The sequence below is a fragment of the Gallaecimonas sp. GXIMD4217 genome (assembly GCF_038087665.1).
GTDB lineage: Bacteria > Pseudomonadota > Gammaproteobacteria > Enterobacterales > Gallaecimonadaceae > Gallaecimonas.
On sequence record NZ_CP149925.1, the window covers coordinates 1,550,919 to 1,574,268 of the forward strand.

22 protein-coding genes are annotated in these 23,350 nt (G+C 64.8%); 18 read left to right on the forward strand and 4 right to left on the reverse strand.

Features of this window, described 5'->3' with window-relative positions; translation table 11 throughout:
* Window positions 1-32: 32 nt before the first annotated feature.
* Window positions 33-689: an HAD-IA family hydrolase gene (locus WDB71_RS07620; RefSeq protein ID WP_341504055.1), complete on the forward strand. Its 657-nt coding sequence runs from the start codon at window positions 33-35 to the stop codon at window positions 687-689.
* A gap of 28 nt (window positions 690-717) precedes the next feature.
* On the opposite strand, the gene WDB71_RS07625 is transcribed toward WDB71_RS07620, so the two are convergent.
* A complete protein-coding gene (locus WDB71_RS07625; RefSeq protein ID WP_341504056.1) occupies window positions 718-1,296 on the reverse strand; it encodes a nucleoside triphosphate pyrophosphatase in 579 nt (192 codons plus the stop codon).
* 169 nt (window positions 1,297-1,465) lie between these two features.
* Between WDB71_RS07625 and yceD the strand changes: the two genes are divergently transcribed.
* The 13 genes from yceD to WDB71_RS07690 all read left to right on the forward strand — a co-directional run bounded on the left by yceD (window position 1,466) and on the right by WDB71_RS07690 (window position 11,804).
* Window positions 1,466-1,987, forward strand: a complete 522-nt coding sequence (gene yceD, locus WDB71_RS07630) for a 23S rRNA accumulation protein YceD (protein WP_341504057.1) — start codon at window positions 1,466-1,468, stop codon at window positions 1,985-1,987.
* A 23-nt stretch (window positions 1,988-2,010) separates the two neighbouring features.
* Complete coding sequence (gene rpmF / locus WDB71_RS07635; RefSeq protein WP_341504058.1) at window positions 2,011-2,178, forward strand: 50S ribosomal protein L32; 168 nt, start codon at window positions 2,011-2,013, stop codon at window positions 2,176-2,178.
* Between the two features lie 13 nt (window positions 2,179-2,191).
* Window positions 2,192-3,214, forward strand: a complete 1,023-nt coding sequence (gene plsX / locus WDB71_RS07640) for a phosphate acyltransferase PlsX (protein WP_341504059.1) — start codon at window positions 2,192-2,194, stop codon at window positions 3,212-3,214.
* Between the two features lie 8 nt (window positions 3,215-3,222).
* Window positions 3,223-4,179: a beta-ketoacyl-ACP synthase III gene (locus tag WDB71_RS07645; protein WP_341504060.1), complete on the forward strand. Its 957-nt coding sequence runs from the start codon at window positions 3,223-3,225 to the stop codon at window positions 4,177-4,179.
* A 22-nt stretch (window positions 4,180-4,201) separates the two neighbouring features.
* On the forward strand, window positions 4,202-5,128 hold the full coding sequence (fabD, locus tag WDB71_RS07650) for an ACP S-malonyltransferase (protein ID WP_341504061.1): 927 nt from the start codon (window positions 4,202-4,204) through the stop codon (window positions 5,126-5,128).
* A gap of 23 nt (window positions 5,129-5,151) precedes the next feature.
* Complete coding sequence (fabG, locus tag WDB71_RS07655; protein ID WP_341504195.1) at window positions 5,152-5,886, forward strand: 3-oxoacyl-ACP reductase FabG; 735 nt, start codon at window positions 5,152-5,154, stop codon at window positions 5,884-5,886.
* A 169-nt stretch (window positions 5,887-6,055) separates the two neighbouring features.
* Complete coding sequence (acpP, locus tag WDB71_RS07660) at window positions 6,056-6,292, forward strand: acyl carrier protein (RefSeq protein ID WP_341504062.1); 237 nt, start codon at window positions 6,056-6,058, stop codon at window positions 6,290-6,292.
* Between the two features lie 78 nt (window positions 6,293-6,370).
* Window positions 6,371-7,609 (forward strand): beta-ketoacyl-ACP synthase II, encoded by a 1,239-nt coding sequence (fabF, locus tag WDB71_RS07665; protein ID WP_341504063.1) that lies wholly within the window; start codon window positions 6,371-6,373, stop codon window positions 7,607-7,609.
* 63 nt (window positions 7,610-7,672) lie between these two features.
* Entirely contained in the window at window positions 7,673-8,446 is a 774-nt protein-coding gene (gene pabC / locus WDB71_RS07670) for an aminodeoxychorismate lyase (RefSeq protein WP_341504064.1), read from the forward strand.
* The gene (mltG, locus tag WDB71_RS07675) at window positions 8,443-9,438 is read left to right on the forward strand and encodes an endolytic transglycosylase MltG (RefSeq protein ID WP_341504065.1); all 996 of its coding nucleotides are present in this window, start codon (window positions 8,443-8,445) and stop codon (window positions 9,436-9,438) included. Before pabC ends, mltG begins: the two co-directional genes overlap by 4 nt.
* A complete protein-coding gene (tmk, locus tag WDB71_RS07680) occupies window positions 9,438-10,082 on the forward strand; it encodes a dTMP kinase (protein WP_341504066.1) in 645 nt (214 codons plus the stop codon). The genes mltG and tmk overlap by 1 nt, the downstream gene beginning before the upstream one ends.
* On the forward strand, window positions 10,082-11,029 hold the full coding sequence (holB, locus tag WDB71_RS07685) for a DNA polymerase III subunit delta' (protein WP_341504067.1): 948 nt from the start codon (window positions 10,082-10,084) through the stop codon (window positions 11,027-11,029). The genes tmk and holB overlap by 1 nt, the downstream gene beginning before the upstream one ends.
* Window positions 11,019-11,804, forward strand: a complete 786-nt coding sequence (locus tag WDB71_RS07690) for a YchF/TatD family DNA exonuclease (protein ID WP_341504068.1) — start codon at window positions 11,019-11,021, stop codon at window positions 11,802-11,804. The genes holB and WDB71_RS07690 overlap by 11 nt, the downstream gene beginning before the upstream one ends.
* Before the next feature lie 258 nt (window positions 11,805-12,062).
* Here the strand turns inward: WDB71_RS07690 and rsmF are convergent, their stop codons facing one another.
* The gene (gene rsmF / locus WDB71_RS07695) at window positions 12,063-13,457 is read right to left on the reverse strand and encodes a 16S rRNA (cytosine(1407)-C(5))-methyltransferase RsmF (protein ID WP_341504196.1); all 1,395 of its coding nucleotides are present in this window, start codon (window positions 13,455-13,457) and stop codon (window positions 12,063-12,065) included.
* A 100-nt stretch (window positions 13,458-13,557) separates the two neighbouring features.
* Between rsmF and WDB71_RS07700 the strand changes: the two genes are divergently transcribed.
* Entirely contained in the window at window positions 13,558-14,784 is a 1,227-nt protein-coding gene (locus tag WDB71_RS07700; protein WP_341504069.1) for a nucleoside recognition domain-containing protein, read from the forward strand.
* Window positions 14,785-14,814: 30 nt separating this feature from the next.
* Here the strand turns inward: WDB71_RS07700 and WDB71_RS07705 are convergent, their stop codons facing one another.
* Together WDB71_RS07705 and WDB71_RS07710 are read right to left on the reverse strand one after the other, a co-directional pair.
* Complete coding sequence (locus WDB71_RS07705) at window positions 14,815-17,331, reverse strand: MlaD family protein (RefSeq protein WP_341504070.1); 2,517 nt, start codon at window positions 17,329-17,331, stop codon at window positions 14,815-14,817.
* Window positions 17,294-18,448 (reverse strand): PqiA/YebS family transporter subunit, encoded by a 1,155-nt coding sequence (locus WDB71_RS07710; protein WP_341504071.1) that lies wholly within the window; start codon window positions 18,446-18,448, stop codon window positions 17,294-17,296. Before WDB71_RS07710 ends, WDB71_RS07705 begins: the two co-directional genes overlap by 38 nt.
* Window positions 18,449-18,637: 189 nt before the next feature.
* On the opposite strand from WDB71_RS07710, the gene prpB reads away from it, so the two are divergent.
* The 3 genes from prpB to acnD all read left to right on the forward strand — a co-directional run bounded on the left by prpB (window position 18,638) and on the right by acnD (window position 23,332).
* Window positions 18,638-19,510 carry a methylisocitrate lyase gene (gene prpB / locus WDB71_RS07715; RefSeq protein WP_341504072.1) on the forward strand — a complete coding sequence of 291 codons (873 nt, stop codon included), beginning with the start codon at window positions 18,638-18,640 and terminating at the stop codon, window positions 19,508-19,510.
* 11 nt (window positions 19,511-19,521) lie between these two features.
* On the forward strand, window positions 19,522-20,649 hold the full coding sequence (gene prpC / locus WDB71_RS07720) for a 2-methylcitrate synthase (protein ID WP_341504073.1): 1,128 nt from the start codon (window positions 19,522-19,524) through the stop codon (window positions 20,647-20,649).
* A gap of 85 nt (window positions 20,650-20,734) precedes the next feature.
* Entirely contained in the window at window positions 20,735-23,332 is a 2,598-nt protein-coding gene (gene acnD, locus WDB71_RS07725) for a Fe/S-dependent 2-methylisocitrate dehydratase AcnD (RefSeq protein ID WP_341504074.1), read from the forward strand.
* Window positions 23,333-23,350 lie beyond the last annotated feature (18 nt).

Consider the following 23,350-nt stretch of genomic DNA (forward strand, 5'->3'; position numbering starts at 1 on the left):
GCAGGCGGCCCTGCGCTGTGGCGGGGGCGTGCATGCTGACGGACACCGAACTGGTGATCTTCGACTGGGACGGGACCCTGATGGACTCGGTGGGTCGCATCGTTTCCTCCATGCAGGGCGCCGCCCTGGCGCTGGGCCTGGACAAGCCCAGCGACCAGGAGGTGCGCGACATCATCGGCATGAGCCTGAGGCCGGCGGTGCAGACCCTCTTTACCGACTTGGAAGCCGACGGGGTAGAGCGGGTGGTGTCCGCCTATCGGGACCAGTACCTGGAACTCAACACCACGCCGACGCCGTTGTTCAGCGGGGTCGAGGCCATGCTCAGGGAGCTGAAATCCCAGGGCAGGCAACTGGCGGTGGCCACCGGCAAGGCCAGACCGGGCCTGGAGCGGGTGTTCAAGGCGACCGGGCTCAAGCCGCTGTTCACCACCTCCCGCACCGCCGACGAGGCCCAGTCCAAGCCCCATCCGGACATGCTGGCGCAGATCCTGGCCGAGACCGGGGTGGCGGCCAAGCGGGCCTTGATGATCGGCGACTCGACCCTCGACATGCACATGGCCAAAAGCGCCGGGGTAAGGGCCCTGGGGGTCAGCTTCGGGGTGCACAGCCCAGAGCACCTGCTGGCGGCGGGCGCCAGCGATATTGTCCACTGCTGGCGGCAGTGGCCCAAGCTGGCCCTGGCCGATTAACGGAAAAAGGCGGCCTGGGCCGCCTTTTTTAGTCCAGGGGGGAAACCCCTTCCTTTGCCAGCATCTCCAGCAGGGCGATCAGTGGCAAACCCACCAGGGTGTTGGGATCACGGCCTTCCAGGCGTTCGAACAGGCTGATGCCGAGCCCTTCGCTCTTGAAGCTGCCGGCGCAGTTGAGGGGCTGCTCCTTCCTTATATAGGTGCGGATCTGGGCATCGGTCAGTGTCCGGAAGTGGACCTGAAAGGGCTCCACCAGGCTTTGGCGCTGGCCGCTGGCGCTGTTGACCAGGGCCAGGCCGGTATAGAACACCACCGTCTTGGCGCTGGCGGACTTGAGCTGCTCGAATGCCTTTTCCGCCGTGTGGGGCTTGCCGAGGATGGTGCCGTCGATGACGCAGACCTGATCGGAACCGATCACCAGGGCATTGGGGTGCTTGGCCGCTATCGCGTCGGCCTTGGCCAGGGCCAGCCGCTCGACCAGATCAGGGGCGCTTTCCCCCGGCAGGGGATGCTCGTCCACCTGGGGATTGTCGGTGGAAAAGGGCAGCTGCAGCTTTGCCAGCAGCTGTTTTCTGAACACCGAGGTGGAGGCGAGGATCAAATCCATGCTATTTCCTTTACTTATGACTTCACCCAAGCCCCTATTTTCACGTAAAATACAGCCCCGTTACAGGGTGGTCTGCACAGGTTGCAGCGCCATTAGGGTCCGGCCTGGCTTGCCAGCCGGTTTTTCTGTTTTTGACAGGGTTAACGGCTCCCGTTAATATGCGCGCCCTATGCAAAAAGTTAAGCTGCCCTTAACCATCGATCCGGTGAGATGTGCCCAGCGTCGTGACGAGTACGACGGCCTGGTGCCTCTGGCCGAATTGACGCGTTTGCTGGAATTGACCGAATCCCGGCAAGGCAATGTGGATGTCCGTCTGAGCTGCGGCATTGACCTCCAGGGCGTGGTTTACACCAAAGGTGAAGCCCGCGTGGAGCTCGAGCTGGAATGTCAGCGCTGTAACCAGATCATGCGTCAGCCCTTCGAGGCAACCTTTGCCTGCACACCGGTTTTCGAGAATTCTGAAGTTGAAGAGCTCCCGGAAGCTTATGAGCCAGTCGAACTCGACGAAAATGGTGAGATCAACCTGCGCCAGCTTATCGAAGACGAACTGATCCTGGCATTGCCACTGGTCGCAATGCATGCTGAAGATCAGTGTCCTGTGTCTGGATCAGAGATGAGCTGGGGCGAGATCGAGCCTGCTGATGAGCGTCCGAATCCCTTTGCTGTGCTTGAGCAGCTCAGGAAGAAGTGATCACTTTTTAAGGAGAAGGTCTCATGGCCGTACAACAGAACCGCAAAACTCGTTCCAAGCGTGGTATGCGTCGCTCTCACGACGCTCTGACTACCGCTGCTGTGTCCGTAGACAAGACTTCCGGTGAAACCCACCTGCGTCACCACGTGACTGCCGACGGTTTCTACCGTGGTAAAAAGGTGATCGGCTAAGAGCCGAGCCTAGATGGCTTTTACCTTAGCGGTAGATGCCATGGGAGGGGACCTGGGCCCCTCCGTCACAGTGCCCGCCATTGCGCGGGCACTGTCGCATTTCCCCAACCTGAACATTCGTGCATTTGGCAACCAACAGGCCCTTGAGCCTTTCCTGGTGGCCGAAGGCATGCTCCATCATCCCCGACTGACCCTCTGCCATGCCGAGCAGGAAGTCGCCATGGACGAAAAACCGGCCGTGGCCCTGCGCATGAAACGCAGCTCCTCCATGGGCATGGCCATAGGGGACGTGGCCGATGGCCGAGCCCAGGCCTGCGTCAGTGCCGGCAACACCGGCGCCCTGATGGCGCTGTCCCGGCATCTGCTCAAGACCCTGCCCGGGGTGGAGCGGCCCGCCATCGTCTCGGCCATGCCGACGGTGAACGACGGCCATGTCTACATGCTGGACTTGGGCGCCAACGTCTCGGTGGATTCCGACACCCTCTACCAGTTCGCGGTCATGGGCAACGCCATGGTCCGCGAGGTGGAGGGCATCGCCTCGCCCAAGGTGGCGCTCCTCAACATCGGCGAGGAAGACATCAAGGGCAACGACCAGGTCAAGCATGCCGCCCGCCTGCTGGAAGACTGCCCCGGCATCAACTACATAGGCTACGTGGAAGGGCACGATATCTTTACCGGCAAGGCCGATGTCATCGTCTGCGACGGCTTCGTGGGCAATATCACCCTCAAGACCTGTGAAGGTATCGCCGACTTCTTCCTGAGCCAACTCAAGGCCGCCTTCAACCGCAATTGGTTGACCCGACTGCTGGGCCTGCTGGTGCTGCCCTGGTTGAAGCGGGTCTACCACAGGGTGAACCCCGACCAGTACAACGGGGCCAGTCTGTTAGGATTGCGCGGTATCGTCGTGAAAAGTCACGGAAATGCCAACACTGATGCCTTTTTCAACGCCATTTCTCAGGCCTTGACCGAGGCACAGCGGCAATTGCCGAACGGCATCAAGGATGCCTTCGACGCAGTTTTATTGGACAAGCACTGAGCCATTTCATGTACGCCAAAATTCTCGGTACGGGCAGCAACCTGCCCGCCCAAGTGCGCACCAACGCCGATCTCGAGCGTATGGTCGAAACCACCGACCAGTGGATCGTAGAGCGCACCGGTATCTCTGAGCGCCGCATCGCCGCCGAAGGCGAGACCGTCGTTTCCCTGGCCACACCGGCCGCCCAGCGAGCCCTTGAGGCCGCCGGCGTCAAGGCCGAAGAACTGGATCTGATCCTGTTCGCCACCACCACCCCGGACAAGTCCTTCCCCTCCTGCGCCTGCCAGCTGCAGGCGGAGCTGGGCGTGCCCGGCATCGGCGCCTTCGATATTTCCGCTGCCTGCGCCGGCTTCACCTATGGCCTGACCGTGGCCGACCAGTTCATCAAGACCGGCCAGGCCAAGAAGGTGCTGGTGGTGGGTGCCGATATCCTGTCCCGGGTCTGCGAGCCCAACGACCGCACCACCATCATCCTCTTCGGTGATGGCGCCGGTGCCGCCGTGCTGGGTGCCAGCGAAGAGCAGGGCATCCTGGGCAGCTGCATCCACGCCGACGGCAGCTATGGCGATCTGCTCTGTGCCGATCTGCCCCAGCGTGGCGCCGAAGGCATGGGCGATCCCTGGCTGAAGATGCGCGGCAACGAGGTATTCAAGGTCGCCGTCACCCAGCTGGCCAATGTGGTCACCGAGATCCTCGCAAAAGAGGGTGTCGCCAAGGAAGAAATTGACTGGCTGGTGCCCCACCAGGCCAACCAGCGCATCATCTCCGCCACCGCCAAGAAGCTGGGCATGGGCCTGGATCGGGTGGTGCTGAACCTGGCCAAGTACGGCAACACCTCTGCCGCCTCCGTGCCCATCGCCCTGGACGAGGCGGTGCGTGACGGTCGCATCCAGCGCGGCCAGCTGCTGCTGCTGGAGGCCTTTGGTGCCGGCTTCACCTGGGGCGCCGCCCTGGTTCGTTACTGATCTCCAAGGACGCAGAATCACCATGCAAAAATCTGCCTTTATCTTTCCTGGCCAGGGCTCCCAGGCCCTGGGCATGCTCAAGGATCTGGCCGAGGAATTCGCCGTGGTCGGCGACACCTTCGCCGAGGCTTCCGAGGTACTGGGCTACGACCTGTGGAAACTGGTCCAGGAAGGCCCCGAAGCCGACCTCAACGCCACCGAACGCACCCAGCCGGCCCTGCTGACCAGCTCTGTGGCCACCTGGCGCGCCTGGCAGTCCTTGGGCGGCGAGGCGCCTGCCTACATGGCCGGCCACAGCCTGGGTGAATATTCCGCACTGACCTGTGCCGGTGCCATCGATTTTCGTGACGCCGTGGCCCTGGTCGAGGCCCGCGGCCGCTACATGCAGGCCGCCGTACCCGCCGGCACCGGTGCCATGGCCGCCATCATCGGCCTGGATGACGACGCCGTCCGCCAGGGCTGCAGCGACGCCGCCCAAGGCGAGGTGGTGGAGGCCGTCAACTTCAACAGCCCCGGCCAGGTGGTCATCGCCGGTGGCAAGGCCGCCGTCGACCGTGCCTGCGAAGTGCTCAAGGCCAATGGCGCCAAGCGTGCGCTGGTGCTGCCGGTCTCCGTACCCAGCCACTGCGCCCTGATGCAGCCGGCCGCCGAACAGCTGGCCGAGCGTCTGGCCGCTATCAACATCCAGGTGCCGGGCATCGCCGTGATCAACAACGTCGACGTGGCCGTGGCCGACAGCAGTGATGCCATCCGCGACGCCCTGGTGCGTCAGCTCTACCGCCCGGTCCGCTGGACCGAGACGGTGCAGAAGCTGGCCGGCCAGGGTGTGGAAAACCTCTATGAATGTGGTCCGGGCAAGGTGCTGACCGGCCTGACCAAGCGTATCGACAAGGGCCTGAGCGCCGCCGCCCTGCACGTGGGCGACGATCTGCGTAACCTCAAGGCCTAAGGGAGAGAACCATGAGTGAATTTATGTCCCTCGAGGGCAAGGTAGCCCTGGTCACCGGTGCCAGCCGTGGCATCGGCAAGGCCACCGCCGAGCTGCTGGCCAGCCGTGGCGCCACCGTCATCGGTACCGCCACCTCCGACAAGGGCGCCGACGCCATTTCCGCCTACCTGGGCGACAAGGGTTTTGGTCTCAAGCTCAACGTCACCGACGAAGCGAGCATCGACGCCGTGCTGGCCACCATCAAGGAGCGGGCAGGGGACCTGGACATCCTGGTCAACAACGCCGGTATCACCCGTGACAACCTGCTGATGCGCATGAAGGACGACGAGTGGGATGCGGTCATCGACACCAACCTCAAGTCCCTGTACCGTCTGTCCAAGGCGGTGCTGCGGCCGATGATGAAAAAGCGCGCCGGTCGCATCATTTCCATCGGCAGCGTGGTCGGTACCATGGGCAACCAGGGCCAGGTGAACTATGCTGCTGCCAAGGCCGGCCTGCTGGGCTTCACCAAGTCCCTGGCCAGGGAAGTGGCTTCCCGTGGCATCACCGTCAACGCGGTGGCGCCGGGCTTTATCGACACCGATATGACCCAGGAATTGACCGACGAGCAGCGTCAGGGCATTTTCTCCCAGGTTCCCGCCAACAGGCTCGGAGATCCGCGCGAGATCGCCTCTGCTGTTGCCTTCCTGGCGTCAACCGAAGCCGGTTACATCACCGGTGAAACCCTGCATGTCAACGGCGGCATGTACATGGTCTGATCTGTGGTGGAGAAAGCGGCAAATCGACGCATTTTTGTCACAATTAACGACAATAATTGTGGTTTGACCAGCAAGATCGCGCTTTCTCCTCTCTTGCAATGAAATTTTGGGACGTAATACACTAGCCCCAAGTCGCTATTTACAGCGTACAGCTAAGGAAAAAGAAGCTATGAGCACTATCGAAGAACGCGTAAAGAAAATCATCATCGAACAACTGGGTGTTAAGGAAGAAGAAGTCAAGAACGAAGCGTCTTTCGTAGACGACCTCGGCGCCGACTCTCTGGACACCGTTGAGCTGGTGATGGCGCTGGAAGAAGAGTTTGACACTGAGATCCCGGATGAAGAAGCCGAGAAGATCACCACAGTGCAAGCGGCCATCGACTACGTCGTCGCTCACCAAGAATAAGCTCCAAGCAGGCGGTCTTCGGACCGCCTGTTTTCTCTTCGCAAGACCCTTTCCCAATTCCTTTTGGAGGCTAACGCCGTGACCAAGCGTCGTGTCGTGGTAACCGGCATGGGCATGCTGTCCCCGGTCGGTAACACGGTTCAAGATTCCTGGCAGGCGCTGCTGGCCGGCCAGAGCGGTATCGATACCATCAGCCATTTCGATACATCCGCTTTCGGCACCAAGTTCGCCGGCAACGTCAAAGGCTTCGATGTTTCCCAGTACCTGTCCCCCAAAGACGCCAAGAAGATGGATCTGTTCATCCAATATGGCATCGCGGCAGGGATCCAGGCCCTGAACGACTCCGGCCTGGAGCTGGAGCGGACCGACCTGACCCGGGTGGGTGTGGCGGTCGGCTCCGGCATCGGTGGCCTGGGCCTGATCGAAAAGAACCACGAGGCCCTGCTCAAGTCAGGTCCGCGCAAGATGTCCCCCTTCTTCGTGCCGTCCACCATCATCAACATGGTGGCCGGGCACCTGTCCATCATGCATGGCCTGCGGGGACCCAACATCGCCATCACCACCGCCTGTACCACGGGCGTGCACAACATCGGCCACGCCGCCCGCATGATCGCCTACGGCGATGCGGACGTGATGCTGGCCGGTGGCGCCGAGATGGCCTGTACCCCCCTGGGCATGGGCGGCTTCGGCGCGGCCCGGGCCCTGTCCACCCGCAATGAAGATCCCAAGGCCGCCAGCCGTCCCTGGGACAGGGACAGGGACGGTTTCGTGCTGGGTGACGGTGCCGGTGTCATGGTGCTGGAGGACTACGAGCATGCCAAGGCCCGTGGCGCCCGCATCTACGCCGAGCTGAGCGGCTTCGGCATGAGCGGTGACGCCTACCACATGACCTCGCCGCCGGACGACGGCGCCGGTGCCGCCCTGTCCATGGCCAACGCGGTCAAGGACAGCGGCCTGGCCCTGGACAGCGTCGGCTATGTCAACGCCCACGGCACCTCCACGCCGGCCGGCGACATCGCCGAGAGCAACGCGGTCAAGTCGGTGTTTGGCGACCACGCCTACAAGATGATGGTGGGCTCCACCAAGTCCATGACAGGTCACCTGCTGGGCGCCGCCGGCTCAGTGGAAGCCATCATCACCGTGATGGCCCTCCACGACGGCGCCGTGCCGCCCACCATCAACCTGGACAACCCGTCCGAAGGCTGTGATCTGGATTATGTGCCCCATGAGGCCCGCCAGGTGCAGCTGGAGCATGCCCTGTGCAACTCCTTCGGCTTTGGCGGTACCAACGGCTCGCTGCTGTTCAGCAAGATCTAAACCGTGATCCGGGTCAAAACGCCTGTTACCCTACGGGGCTAACAGGCGTTTTTTTATGGTGTTATGACTCAGGCCCATCTGGACGATCGCCTCCTCAACTATGGCGACGGCCACTTCACCACCCTCAAGGTTTCCGGCGGCAAGCCCCTGCATTGGCCAAGGCACCTGGCCAGGCTGCAGGAGGGCTGCGCCCGCCTGGCCATGGCCCCCCTTAACTGGCAGCAGCTCAGCGACGAGGTCGCAGAACTTGCCAGGAAGCAGGGGCAGGGCGGCATCAAGGTGTTGGTGTCCCGGGGCCGGGGTGGCCGCGGCTACAGGCCGGATGCGGCCATGGCCAGCCACTACTGGCTCAAGGCCTTCGATGGGCCGGCTCATTACCCCCAATGGCAACAGCAGGGTATCAGGGTGGATATCCTGCCGGTGCGCCTTGGCCACCAGCCGCTGCTGGCCGGCCTCAAGCACTGCAATCGCCTGGAGCAGGTGCTGGCCAGCCAATGCCTGGAAAGCCTCAGGCTCGACGAGGGGATCTGCCTGGATCAGGCTGGCATGCTGCGCAGCGCCGTTTCCGCCAACCTGTTCTGGTCAAAAGGTGGCCGCTTATTCACCCCCGGGCTGATCCTGGCCGGGGTCGCCGGTATCATGAGGGACCTGGTGATGGCACAGCGGCCGGTAGATCAGGTCGACGCCGGCCCCGAGGCCCTGGCGGAAGCCGACGAGATCTTCCTCACCAACGCCCTGATGGGGGTGGTGCCGATAAGGCAGCTGGCCGATAGGGCCCTGGCAAGTGGCCCCGTCACCCGTGCCCTACAAGAAGAACTGAACGAGAACACACCATGAAGAAGTGGTTGGCCGCCTTTGGCCTGCTGTTGACCCTGGCCACGGCCGCCCTGGTCGCCGGCGCCCTCTGGGTCAAGCAGCAATGGAGCCGTCCCCTGGCCCTTGCCGAACCCGAACTGCTGGAAGTCAGGGCCGGAGACTCCGCCTTCAACCTGCTCTATGCCTTTCATGAGCGGGGCTGGCTGGCCGAGCCCAGGCTGGGCCAGCTGCTGCTGAAACTGAAGCCCGAGCTGGGGCAGATCCGCGCCGGCTGCTACGAAATCAGTCCCGGCATGACCCTGGAAGCCGTGCTGGCCAGGCTCGGCAGCGGTGATGAGGCCAGTTTCGCGGTGACCCTGATCGAGGGCCATCGCTTCCAAGAGTGGCGTCAGGTCCTGGCCGAGGCTCCCCACCTGCAACTGACCCTGGACAATGTCAGTGACGCCGAGCTGGCCGAGCGTCTCGGGGTTGAGCACGTGGAAGGCTGGTTCATGCCCGAGACCTACCACTACCGCTGCCGCGACAAGGACAGCCAGGTGCTGGCCCGGGCCCACCAGGCCATGAAACAGGCCCTGGACGAACTCTGGCCCAAGCGGGCGGATGATCTGCCCCTGGCCAGCCCCTACGAGGCGCTGATCCTGGCCTCCATCGTCGAGAAGGAAACGGCGGTGGCCGAGGAGCGGCCGCTGGTGGCGGCGGTATTCGTGAACCGGCTCAGGAAGAAGATGCGGTTGCAGACCGATCCCACGGTGATCTATGGCCTGGGCGACGAGTTCGACGGCAACCTGACCCGCCAGCACCTGCGCAGCCACACCGATTACAACACCTACGTCATTCGTGGCCTGCCGCCCACGCCCATCGCCATGCCGTCCAGGGCCGCCATCGAGGCGGTACTGCACCCGGCCAAGACCGACTACCTCTATTTCGTGGCCAACGGCGACGGCAGCCACGTGTTTTCCAGGACCCTGGCCGAGCACAACAGGGCCGTGAACAAGTATCAGAGAAAGCGTTGATGAAGCAGAAACTGAAAGCCGGTGCCGGCTTCGTGGTCATCGAGGGCCTGGAAGGCTCCGGCAAGTCCTCGGCCATCGCCGTGGTCGATGATTTCCTGAAAGGCCGGGGCGCCGATACGGTGCGCACCCGCGAGCCCGGCGGCACGCCGCTGGCCGAGGCCATGCGGGATCTGGTCAAGACCCCCACCGAGGAGCCCCTGACCCCACAGGCGGAGCTGCTGCTGATGTACGCGGCCCGGGTGCAACTGGTGGAAAACGTCATCAAGCCGGCCCTGGCCATGGGGCAGTGGGTGGTGGGGGACCGCCACGATCTGTCCAGCCGCGCCTACCAGGGCGGCGGCCGCGGCATAGACGAGGGGCTTATCGACGCCATCCGCACGGCGGTGCTGGGCGATTTTAGGCCCGACCTGACCCTGTACCTGGACATAGAGCCGGCCCTGGGCCTGGACAGGGCCAGGGGCCGCGGTGAGCTGGATCGCATCGAGCAGGAGGCCCTGGCCTTCTTCGAGCGCACCCGCGCGCGTTACCTGGCCCTGGCGAGCACCTGCCCGGACACCGTCATCATCGACGCCAGCCAACCCATGGACCAGGTCCATGCCGATATCCGCAGCGCCCTGGCCGAGCGGCTGCTGGAGCCGGCCTGATGTTGCCCTGGCTGCAGAGTTGGCTGGACAGATTCGGACACTGGCAGGCCCAGGGCCGGCTTGCCCATGCCTACCTGCTGAGTGGCCCCAGGGGCCTGGGCAAGGCCCAGCTGGCCGAGGCCATGGCGGCGCGGTTCTTGTGCAAGGCGCCCCAGGGACCCTGTGGCCACTGCCATCCCTGCCAGCTGCTGGCCGCCGGCACCCACCCGGATCTGCACCAGCTGGCGCCGGACGGCAGCCAGATCAAGGTGGATGCGGTGCGGGCCCTGCTTGGCCCCGTCTACGAGCGGGCTCAGCTGGGGGGGGCCAAGGTGGTGATCATCACCCAGGCCGAGGCCATGAACGTCAACGCCGCCAATGCCCTGCTCAAATCCCTGGAGGAGCCCCCCAGGGACACCCACTGGCTGCTGCTCTGTCGCAGCCCCGGCCGGCTGCTGCCGACCATTTTGTCCCGCTGCCAGCAGCTGACCCTGGGCGTGCCCACCGAAGCCGAAGCCCTGGCCTGGCTGGCCGACCAGGGCGTTAAGGCCACTCCGGCGCTGCTGCGCCGCTTCCACGGTGCGCCCCTGGCCCTGCGCCAGGCCCTGGCCGACGGTTATGGCGAGCAGACCGCCAGGCTGCAGCAGGATCTGGCCGAGCTTGAGACCGGCCGGTTGCTGCCGGAGCAGTTCGCCGGCCACTGGCACAAGGAGGCCGAGTTCTGCCTGGAGGAGCTGGCTCATCGCCTGCTGGATCAGATGCGGCTGCGCAGCGGCCTGCCGCTTCTTTACCATGACCGGCTGGACAGGCGCGAGAGCCTGTCCGGGCAGGGTCTCAAGGCGGCCTGGCAGGCGGTGCTGGGTTGTCGCCAGGCCCTTATCGAGCAGCCGGCCCTGAACAAGAAACTACTGCTGCTGGATCTGGCGGCGTTACTGCAAAGTGGAAGGAGTGAGACCCTTGCTGGTTGATTCCCATTGTCATCTCGATCGATTGAAGCTGGCCGAAGACGAGGATCTGGGCCAGGCCCTGGCCCGGGCCAGGGGCCGCGGCGTCGGCCATTTCCTGTCGGTGTGCGTCACCCTGGACAGTTTCCCCGCCATGATGGCGGCCATAGCTCCCTATCCCGAGGTGGTGGCCAGCTGTGGCGTCCACCCCCTCAACCAGGACGAGGCCGGCGATCTCAATCGCCTGGAAGCCATGGCGGCCCATGAGCGGGTGGTGGCCATCGGCGAGACCGGCCTGGATTACTTCTATGCCCCGGAGTCCGCCGAGCTGCAACAGCAGGCCTTTCGCCACCATGTGCGGGTGGCCCGCAAGCTGGGGCTGCCGCTGATCATCCACACCAGGGATGCCCGTGAAGACACCCTGGATATTTTGCGCGAGGAAGGCCAGGGCGAGGTGACCGGGGTGCTGCACTGCTTCACCGAGAGCCTGGAGATGGCCGAGGCGGCCATTGAGATGGGCTTCCATATCTCCATTTCCGGCATCGTCACCTTCCGCAACGCCGAGGCCCTGCGAGACGTGGTGCGGGCCTTGCCGTTGGAGCGGTTGCTGGTGGAAACCGACAGCCCCTACCTGGCGCCCGTGCCGCACCGGGGCAAGTCCAACGAGCCCCAGTACGTGGCGGACGTGGCCGACTTCGTCGCCAGCCTCAAGGGCGTCAGCCCGGCGCAACTTGGCGAAATCACCACCGAGAACTTCTTCAACTGCTTCCCCAGGGCCAGGCCGCTGCTGCTGGGCTGAACAGCCAGATGAAAGGAAGGGGACCTGGCGGTCCCCTTTTTGCTGGACATAAAAAAAGCCCGAAACCATGTCCATGTTCCGGGCTCAGGGGAATGGCTCTTTAAAAGAGCCGTGCGCTAATACAAAACCACAAATAACAAGGGAGAAGTGTGCAAAAAAATGTGCACAACTTGTGATCTAGAGTAGCAGTGCCCCCGGGGTATTCCATGAAAGGCTGATAAAAAACCGTCATTAAATGTGAATTTTTATTTCGTTCACTTATATGAGCCAGCTCAGGTTGTCCTTGAGTATTTCCCGCGGGAGGTTGTTTTTGATCTTGTTTTTCAACCATTTGCCAATGCCGATCGGGTGGCCTTCCAGGGTCAGCACCACTTCGCCGGCACCGGCCTGGGCCCCCGGCCATTCGATGTCCCGTCCGCAGAAAACAGCCCTGGCCTGATCGGCGTCAAGTTCAACAACATTGTGGATAGCCTGTGAGCCAAGGGCGATGATGGCGTCGTGGTGGCTGCGATAACCCTTCTTGAGCGTCTCGGCCAGGCGCAGGCCCAGGCGGTCGAAACGGATCTTGCCCGCCAGGGCCTCGGCGCCTTCGGGAAACAGCCAGATCTCCTTGTCCCGCTGCCAGAGGCTGTCCGGCAGTGCTATGCCGAACTGGCCCTGGAAATACTGACGGACGGCGGCCTTGTCCTTGCGGCCCAGGGGCTGGAAGGGGAAGCGGCCCAGGCGCTGGGGCTCGGCCTCGGCGTTGATGGCGGCCACCTTCTTGATGGCGGCCACGAAGAAGCCTTCGGAGTCGAAGATCTGCGGCCAGATGTGCAGGAAACCTTCTTCGGTGATCGCCTGCTCGGCGCCGGGGAAGAGATTGTCCAGGGGCAGGATCTCCACCGCGCCCGGATGGCGGTCGGCCAGCCAGGCCACCACATCCTGGTTCTCCTGGCGGTTCAGGGTGCAGGTGGAGTAGGCCAGCACGCCGCCCACCTTTAAGGCCTGGAAGGCGGAATCGATGAGATCCCGCTGCACGGCGCTGATCATGTCGATATGGTCCTGGGACCAGTCCTTGAGGGCGTCCTCGTCCTTGCGGATGGTGCCTTCGCCGCCACAGGGGGCGTCCAGCAGTATGGCGTCGAAGCTCTCCGGCAGGGCCGGGCCGAATACCCGGCCGTCGAAGTGGCACAGGGCGGTGTTATGGATCCCCAGGCGCTGCAGGTTGGAAAAGAGCCCCTTGATGCGGGAGCCGGAAAACTCGTTGGCCACCAGCATGCCCTGGTTCTGCATCAGGGCCGCCATCTGGGTGGTCTTGGAGCCGGGCGCCGCCGCCACGTCCAGCACATGGGCCGGCTGCCGGTCCAGGGCCTTGAACAGGGCCTCCGGCGGCATCATGGAGGAGGCCTCCTGGATGTAGAACAGGCCCAGCAGGTGCTCGGCCACATTGCCGAGCGCCAGGGCGGCTTCCTCCGCTTCTGGCCGCTTGAGCCAGAAGCCGGTCTCGCACCAGGGCACCGGATCCAGCTGCCAGCCACGGGGTTCGACCCTGGCCTTGAAGTCCTCGACGCTGATCTTGAGGGTATTGACGCGAATGGCCCTACGCAGGGGCCGCTGGCAGGCGGCCTTGAAGGCCTCCCTGTCCAGGTGGGCGGGCATGATGGCGTCCATGGCCGCCAGGAAGCCGTCAGGCAGATAGACCTTGCTGTGCACCGTGATCCTCGGCAAAGTGGCCAACAAAGGGCGGATTGTAACAAAAAGGAATTCGGTCGTGCTCAACCGTGTCTGGCTGGCCCTGTTCGGGGCCGCCTTCCTGGCCATGCTGTGGCAGCTTTTCTCGGGGCAGACCCAGGTGGTCAACGCCATGGTGGACAGCCTGTTCGCCATGGCCAAGCTCAGTGTCGATATCGCCCTGGGGCTGATCGGCGTCATGGCCCTGTGGCTGGGGCTGATGAAGGTGGCGGAGCGGGCGGGGCTGATCCAGCAGCTGTCCCGGCTGCTCAACCCGGTGTTTCGGCGCCTGATGCCGGAGGTGCCGGCCGGCCACCCGGCCCAGGGCAGCGTCACCATGAACCTGGTGGCCAACGCCCTGGGCCTGGATAACGCCGCCACGCCCCTCGGCATCAAGGCCATGGAGGACTTGCACAGCCTCAATCGCCACAAGGACAGGGCCTCCAACGCCCAGATCCTGTTCCTGGTGCTGAACACTTCGTCGGTGACCCTGCTGCCTGTGGTGATCTTCCTGTATCGGGCCCAGCAGGGCGCGGCCCAGCCCGCCGAGGTGTTCCTGCCGATCCTGCTGGCCACCAGCGCCTCCACCCTGGCCGGGCTGCTGGCCGTGGCCCTGGTGCAGCGGATCCGGCTCTGGGACGGCGCCCTGCTGCTGGCCCTTGGCGTGCTGATGGGCCTGGTGGCGGCCCTGGCCTGGTGGACCCTGGGGGTCAGCGCCGAGCTGATGAACCTGAGGCTGAGCCTGCTTGGCAATGGCGCCATCCTGGCCATCCTGGGCTGTTTCCTGGCGGTGGCGGCCTGGCGCAAGGTGGCGGTCTACGAGGTGTTCGTGGACGGTGCCCGGGAAGGCTTCACCACGGCGGTGCGCATCATTCCCTATCTGCTGGCCATGCTGGCCGCCATCGGCCTGCTGCGCGCCTCGGGGGCCCTGGATCTGCTGGTGGGGGCCATAGGCCAATTGGTGGCCTGGCTGGGCCTGGACGCCCGCTTCGTGGATGCCCTGCCCACCGGCCTGATGAAGCCCTTCTCCGGCTCGGCGTCCCGGGCGCTGATGCTGGAGACCATGAACCACCACGGGGTGGACAGCTTCGCCGGTCGCCTGAGCGCGGTGATGCAGGGCTCCACCGAGACCACCTTCTACGTGCTGGCGGTGTACTTTGGCGCCGTCGGTATCAAGCACAGCCGCCATGCCGTTCCCTGTGCCCTGGCGGCGGACTTGGCCGGCATAGGCGCGGCCATCGCCGTCTGTTATCTCTATTTCGGCTAAACGAAAAGCCCGGCATCGGCCGGGCTCTTTTCAGTCGGCCAGGGCCGGCCAATGCTGCCAGTGGTCCGGGGCGCTGTCCCTGAGCGGGAAGGGGCGCTGGGGCAGCGGCGCCTTGCCGCCGGGGCGGGTGCCGAACTGGATCCCGCCCTTGATCAGGCTCTGCAGGCTGCCCACTTCCACGTCCAGTCCCTCCAGCAGGCCGAATCTGGCCTTGAAGCCGCTCTGGCGCCAGAAGATGCTGCTGGTACGGACCAGGTGGCCGTATTCGGCCTTGATGGCCAACTTGAAGTGCACGGCGTCGGCGCCCGGGGTCAGGGTCACCGCCAGGATCTCGCCCACCGGCAGATCCCGGAACCAGACCGGGCTGCCCGGGCCGAGGTCGCCTGCCACCTGGGCCTGTACGTAGACGATGTCGTGGTCGTAGAGGCTGTCGGCCAGCGCGAAGTGGCTGCGATGCTCACCCTCACCCGGCATGACCGCCAGGTAGGGAGAAAGCAGGGCATCCAGGTGCTTGACGCCGCCCAGGCCTATCTCCGGGGTGATCAGGGTGAAGCGGCTGCCGTCCCGGGCCAGGCGGGGGTAGAGACCGGGCACAAGCTGCAGGCTGGCCAGCAGGCGCTTGCCCTCCTGGCGCACCGAGGCCACTTCTCCTATGGGCAGGCCCAGGTGCTTGATGGCGGTGCCCGGCACCACAGTCCTGTCCAGGGGCAGGCTGAGCTGCAGGCGCTGGCCGTCGGACAGGGCCTGCTCCTGGCCCACATAGAGGCGGAAGGTGGCGCCGTCCTTGACCGGTGTTCCGCTCCGGGCGCGCACCGCATTGATGGTACCGGCCTGCAGGCTGGCCAGATCCGGCAGGGTCAAGTCCAGGCCCTTGAGGCTGGCCTGGATCTTAAGCGGCGGCTGCCAGTAGAAGCGCAGGCCGTCATCGATAAGGCCATTGTGGCGTTCGTCCAGGCGCACCAGCAGCTCCGATTCCTCGCCGCCGGGTAGCAGGCGGGCGCTTTCCACCTGGCCGACGTCAAAACCCTGCCAGCGCAGCGGCGTGCCATGGGGCAGGGCGCGGGCGGGCCTGGCCAGCAGTCGCAGCACAGGCCCCGCGGGTGCCACGGGCTCGTCGACATGGAAGCGCTGGCCGTACTTGGCCGGCTCGCCCTGGCCCTGGATCAGCTTCAGGGCGCCCTGCCACCAGTCGGCGATGGGCGCCGAGTCGACCTTGATGCCGCTGAGCTTGGCTTCCAGCTTCAGGGGCGTCTGGGTTTCGATGCGGCTGTCGCGGGTCACCAGCTGCCGGAAGTCGCCGTAGACGAGCAGCTGGCTGACCGGCGTCTGCGCCACCAGCTCGCTGTAGAGCACCTCACCTATGGTGAATCCCTTGTAGTAGAGCGGCACGCCGTCGGCGATGCGCTTGTCGCTGACCAGCTCGATGAGCTGCTCCCTATCGTCCGGGCCCGGCAGGGGCGGGTGCTGGTGCAGCTCGTCGCGGCCTTCGACGCCGGGCAGGATCCGCACGTAGCGGGGGTGGAGCAGGGTCTCCAGGCTGAGATCCTTGAGCTGGCGCTCGGCCACCCAGGCGTAGAAGCGGCTTGGCGCCTTCTGCACGAAGCCGATGGTCACGCCGCTGTCGTTGCTCTTGAGCACTTCGCCCACCAGGCGCTGCTGTTCCACCACAGGGGTGCCCGGCGGCAGGATCTGGCTGGTGCGCAGGTGCAGCTGCTGGCGAAAGCGCTTGTCCTTGCTGAGCACGAAACGCTGGCCATAGTCGGCCTGGGGGGCGTCTTCAGGGGATTCCATGATCAGGCCGCCGGACAGCAGCGGCACCAGGCCGTGGGTCTCGACCTTGATGCCGGACAGGCTGGCCTCGGCCTTGAGCCCGGAGGCGTTGCGGAAACGGCTGCTGCGCTTGACCAGATCCCGGTAGTCCTCGTCGAACACCAGCTTCAGCACCACGGCGCCGGCGGCCTTGTCCAGGTGGAAGGAGTGCACCTGGCCTACCGGCACGTGTCGGTAATAGATGGGCGAGCCGACGCCAAGGGAGCCGAGATCCTCCAGGGCCAGCTCCACCATGAAGGCGCCGTCGGGTACCGGCGCCGCCGGGGCGCTGCGCCTGGCCACGAAATGGCGGCGATCCCGACCCTGGCCGGGCTGCATGGCGATGTAGTTGCCGGAGAACAACGTGTCCAGGCCGGATACGCCGAGCAGGCTGGCCTGGGGCTTGACCAGCCAGAACTGGGTGTCTTCCTTCAGCAGCGGCTCCAGATCGCGCATGGCGTCGATATGGGCGGTGAATTCGTTTTCCTGGGGCGAGAAGCTCAGGTGGCTGACCACCCCGACCTTGAAGCCCTGGTAGCGCAGCTCCGTCTTGCCGGCCACCAGGCCCTCGGCCTGGGGAAAGCGGATGGTGATGCTCAGGCCCCGGTCCAGAAACTGCTGGTAGACCAGGTAGGAGGCCAGCAACAGGGCCAGCACCGGCACCAGCCAGACCAGGGACAGCTTCCTGACCCTGCGTATGTCAGGGGTGGCCAGGTTCTTGACGGCGTTGTCTTTCATTCTTCATCCATAACCAACGGGTATCGAAGCGGCCGGCGGCCAGCATGGTCAGCACCACCACCATGGCAAAGGGGGTGGCGGCGGGGCCGACGCGAAATTCCGAGAGCAGCCCCTGCTGGATCAGGGTCACCATGATGGCCATCACGAAGATGTCCAGCATGGACCAGCGACCGATAAAGGCTACCAGTCTGTAAAGTTTTTGTAGCTGAACGGGCTTGAAGATCCCCTTATCGTGCACCAGCAGGATAAAGGAAAGGATAAGGATCTTGCCCACGGGCACCACTATGGAGGCCACGAAGACGATCACGGCGATGATGGGGTAGCCGGAGCGAACCAGGGAGAGCACGCCGCTGAAGATGGTGTCCGGGGTGGTGGCGCCCCAGGCGGTGAGATAGGAGATGGGCAGCACATTGGCCGGCACCAGCAATATGGTCGAGGCCGCCAGCAGCGCCCAGCACAGCGCCTTGCCCTGGGCCGGCCGGGATTCCAGGCGGTGGTGGCAGCGCCAGCAGCCATGGGCCGTGGGTACGTTCAGGGCATGGCAGCGGGGACAGGCCCGGGAGCCGGCCAGCCCCTGCTGGGCCTGGGGGGCGATACGCTGCCAGAGCACGGCGGGGCGGATCCCCTGGATCAGGCCCGCCATGGCCAGCTGCCCCAGTACCAGGGTGGCCAGGCCCCAGTCGGCCTGCAGCTCGGCCATGCCCACCAGCTTGACCAGGCTGACGCACAGCCCCACCAGCAGCACGTCCAGCATGCACCATTCCCGAAGATGACAGAGTGCCGACAGCGCCTGGCGACGCATGTAGCCGTCCGGGCCGAACAGGGTGTAGAGCAGCAGCAGCGGCAGCAGGGTGGGGGCGGCGGCGCCGGTCAGGAATACCAGGAAGGAGGGCAGCCATTGGCCCTGTTCGGCCAGGCTGAGGATGCCCCCCATCAGGGTGGCGGCATTGGTCTGGCCGGGCAGGCCGAAATGGAGCATGGGCTGGGCCAGCAGCGTCAGGGTACAGAACAGCAACACCCCGGCCAGGGCCACCAGCCAACGCAGCGCCAGGGGGCGCCCTTCGGCCACCGGCGCCTGGCAGCGCGGACACCAGGCCCGATGCCGGGGATCCAGCACGCAGGCTTCCATATGCAGTTGGCAATGGGGGCAAACCAATTGATGGGGCTGCAAAAAGGTGTCCCTTGGCGTCACATGACTGGGATGCTAGCGGGTTGCCTTTGGGACCACAAGTCCAAGGTGGCAGGTTGACGTTAACGTAAAGGGCATTTAGTCTGGGGGCGGTTAAGAGCCTATTGAGGATTTGTTATGTCTCAGGGACGCCGTTTTCGCGAGGCCGTCGCCCGTTCCAAGCCGCTGCAGATCGCCGGCACCATGAATGCCTACTTCGCCCTGATGGCGAAAGAAGTGGGTTTTGAAGCCATCTACCTGTCCGGGGCCGGCGTGGCCAATGCCAGTTTCGGCATGCCCGATCTGGCCGTGACCACCCTCAACGACGTGGTGGAAGACGCCAGGCGCATCACAGGTGCCGTGGATACGCCGCTGCTGGTGGATATCGACACCGGCTGGGGCGGCGCCTTCAACATCGCCCGCACCATCAAGGAAATGGAGCGTGCCGGCGTGGCCGCCGTGCATATGGAAGATCAGGTGGCCCAGAAACGTTGTGGCCACAGGCCCAACAAGGAAATCGTTTCCACCGCCGAGATGCAGGACAGGATCAAGGCCGCCGTGGACGCCCGCCAGGATGAGAATTTCGTGATCATGGCCCGTACCGACGCCCTGGCCGTGGACGGCCTGGAAGCGGCCATCGACCGTGCCGCCGCCTACGTGGAGGCCGGCGCCGACATGATCTTCGCCGAGGCCATGACCGACCTGGGCCATTACGACCGCATCAAGGAAGCCGTCAAGGTGCCGCTGCTGGCCAACATGACCGAATTCGGCCAGACCGAGCTCTACCACAGGGACGAGCTGGCCCAGCACGGTGTCGACATGGTGCTCTATCCGCTCAGCTCCTTCCGCGCCGCCAACGCCGCCGCCCTGAACGTCTTCAAGGCCCTGAAGAACGACGGCCACCAGCGCAACGTGGTCGACACCATGCAGACCCGCGCCGAGCTGTACGACTTCCTCAATTACCACGCCTTCGAGCAGAAGCTCGACGCCCTTTTCGCCAAAGACAAATAAGGACGTGAACCATGGTAGATAAAGCATTGGGTGGCGCCGGCCTGCGTGGCCAGGTCGCCGGACAAACCAGCATCTGTACCGTCGGCACCGCCGGCAACGGCCTGCATTACCGCGGCTACGACATCGAGACCCTGGCCGAGCATGCCTCCTTCGAGGAAGTGGCCTACCTGCTGCTGCGTGGCAAGCTGCCCAACGTCGCCGAACTTGGCGACTACAAGGCCAAGCTCAAGGGCCAGCGCAAGCTGCCGGCCGTGCTCTGCGACGTGCTGGAGAAGATCCCCGCCGACGCCCACCCCATGGACGTGCTCAGGAGCGGCTGCTCCGTGCTGGGCAACCTGGAGCAGGAAGGCGACTTTGCCAACCAGATGGACGTGGCCGACCGCATGCTGGCCGCCTTCCCGGGCATCATCAACTACTGGTACCGCTTCAGCCACGACGGCGTGCGCATTGATACCGACTCCGACTGCGACAGCATCGGCGGCCACTTCCTGGCCCTGCTGCACGGCAAGACCCCGTCGGAGCTGCACGAGAAGGTGATGAACGTGTCCCTCATCCTCTACGCCGAGCATGAGTTCAACGCCTCCACCTTCACCGCCCGGGTCTGCGCCTCCACCCTGTCCGACATGCATTCCTGCGTCACCGGCGCCATCGGCTCCCTGCGTGGCCCCCTGCACGGTGGCGCCAACGAGGCGGCCATGGAGCTGATCGAAAACTGGCAGGACGAGGCCGAGGCCGAGGCCAGCCTCAAGGGCATGCTGGCGCGCAAGGAAAAGATCATGGGCTTCGGCCATGCCGTGTACCGCAGCAAGGATCCCCGCAACGCCGTGATCAAGCAGTGGTCCAAGGAGCTGGCCGGCGAATTCGGCGACGACCGCCTGTACCGGGTCTCGGAAACGGCCGAGCGGGTCATGTGGGAAGAGAAGAAGCTGTTCCCCAACGCCGACTTCTTCCACGCCAGCGCCTACCACTACATGGGCATCCCCACCAAGCTGTTCACCCCCATCTTCGTATGCTCGCGGGTGTCCGGCTGGACCGCCCACATCATGGAGCAGCGCGCCAACAACCGCATCATCCGCCCCTCCGCCGAATACACAGGCCCGGGCGTGACCGAATGGGTGCCGCTGGACAAGCGCTCCTAAAGCAGTAGGGCGGCCCGTGGGGCCGCCTTTGTCGTATCCCGGGTGCAGGCCCTGGCCTTCACCCCCTTCGATGGACTCCGGTGCTATGAATACCGCTTATCGCAAACCCCTGGCCGGCACCCAGCTGGACTACTTCGATACCCAGGCCGCCGTCGACGCCATTGCCCCCGGCGCCTACGCCAAGCTGCCCTATACCTCCAGGGTGCTGGCCGAGAACCTGGTGCGCCGCTGCCCGCCGGACAGGCTGACCGATTCCCTGAAGCAGATCATCGAGCGCAAGCGCGACCTGGACTTCCCCTGGTTCCCGGCCCGGGTGGTCTGCCATGACATCCTCGGCCAGACCGCCCTGGTGGACCTGGCTGGCCTGCGTGACGCCATCGCCGAGCAGGGCGGCGATCCGGCCAAGGTCAATCCGGTGGTGCCGACCCAGCTGATCGTCGACCACAGCCTCGCCGTCGAGCACGGCGGCTTCGACAAGGACGCCTTCGACAAGAACCGCGCCATCGAGGACCGCCGCAACGAGGATCGCTTCCACTTCATCAACTGGTGCAAGACCGCCTTCGAGAACGTGGACGTGATCCCCCCCGGCAATGGCATCATGCACCAGATCAACCTGGAAAAGATGTCGCCGGTGGTCCATGCCCGTGACGGCGTCGCCTTCCCGGATACCCTGGTGGGCACCGACAGCCACACCCCCCACGTGGATGCCCTGGGCGTCATCGCCGTGGGCGTGGGCGGCCTGGAAGCCGAAAGCGTCATGCTGGGTCGCGCCTCCTACATGCGCCTGCCGGACATCGTTGGCGTCGAGCTGACCGGCAAGCCCCAGCCCGGCATCACCGCCACCGACATCGTGCTGGCCATCACCGAGTTCCTGCGTGCCGAGAAGGTGGTCGGCGCCTACCTGGAGTTCTTCGGCGAGGGTGCCGCCGCCCTGACCCTGGGCGACCGCGCCACCATCTCCAACATGACCCCGGAATACGGCGCCACCGCCGCCATGTTCTACATCGACGGCCAGACCATCGACTACCTGCGCCTGACCGGCCGTGACGACGAGCAGATCAGGCTGGTGGAAAACTACGCCAGGACCACCGGCCTCTGGGCCGACAGCCTGGAAGACGCCGAGTACGAGCGGGTGCTGCGCTTCGACCTGTCTTCCGTGGGCCGCAACATCGCCGGCCCTTCCAACCCCCATAAGCGGGTGCCCGTGGCCGAGCTGGCCCAGCGCGGCATCGCCGGCGCCTGGCAGAAGGAAGAGGGCAGGATGCCGGATGGCGCCGTGATCATCGCCGCCATCACCAGCTGCACCAACACCTCCAATCCCAGGAACGTCATCGCCGCCGGCCTGTTGGCCCGTAATGCCAACAACAAGGGCCTGGTGCGCCAGCCTTGGGTGAAGACCTCCCTGGCCCCCGGCTCCAAGGCCGTGCAGCTGTACCTGGAAGAGGCAGACCTGCTGCCGGAGCTGGAGCAACTGGGCTTTGGCATCGTCGGCTTTGCCTGTACCACCTGTAACGGCATGAGCGGCGCCCTGGACCCCAGGATCCAGCAGGAGATCATCGACCGCGACCTCTACGCCACCGCCGTGCTGTCCGGTAACCGCAACTTCGACGGCCGCATCCACCCCTATGCCAAGCAGGCCTTCCTGGCCTCGCCGCCGCTGGTGGTGGCCTATGCCATTGCCGGCACCATCCGTTTCGACATCGAGAAGGATGTGCTGGGCCATGACGCCGACGGCAAGCCGGTGACCCTCAAGGACATCTGGCCGAGCGACGAGGAAATCGACGCCGTCATCAACCGTTGCGTCAAGCCCGAGCAGTTCAAGGCCGTTTACGAGCCCATGTTCGATCTCAAGGTGGACTTCGGCGACAAGGGCAACCCGCTCTACGACTGGCGCCCCATGAGCACCTATATTCGCCGTCCCCCCTATTGGGAAGGCGCCCTGGCCGGCGAACGGTCCCTGAGCGGCATGCGCCCCCTGGCGGTGCTGGGTGACAACATCACCACAGACCACCTGTCGCCCTCCAACGCCATACTGGCGTCCAGCGCCGCCGGCGAGTACCTGGCCAAAATGGGCCTGCCGGAGGAGGACTTCAACTCCTACGCCACCCACCGTGGCGATCACCTGACCGCCCAGCGCGCCACCTTTGCCAACCCCAAACTGTTCAACGAGATGGTGTTGGATGAAAACGGCGAGGTGAAGCAGGGCTCCCTGGCCCGCATCGAACCCGAAGGCCAGGTGACCCGCATGTGGGAAGCCATCGAGACCTACATGGACCGCAAGCAGCCACTGTGCATCATCGCCGGCGCCGACTACGGCCAGGGCTCCAGCCGCGACTGGGCCGCCAAGGGCGTACGCCTGGCCGGGGTCGAGGCCATAGTGGCCGAGGGCTTCGAGCGCATCCACCGCACCAATCTGATCGGCATGGGCGTGCTGCCGCTGCAATTCGAGGCCGGCACCACCCGCAAGACCTTAGGGATAGACGGCACCGAGACCTTCGACGTGGTCGGCGAGCGCACCCCGAGCGCGACCCTGACCCTGGTCATCCGTCGCCAGAATGGCGACACGGCAGAGGTGCCGGTGCTGTGTCGCCTGGATACCGCCGAAGAGGTGACCATCTATGAGGCCGGTGGTGTGTTGCAGCGCTTTGCACAGGATTTCCTGGCGGCGGAAGCGGCGCACTAAAACCGTTTGCAAGCGCCG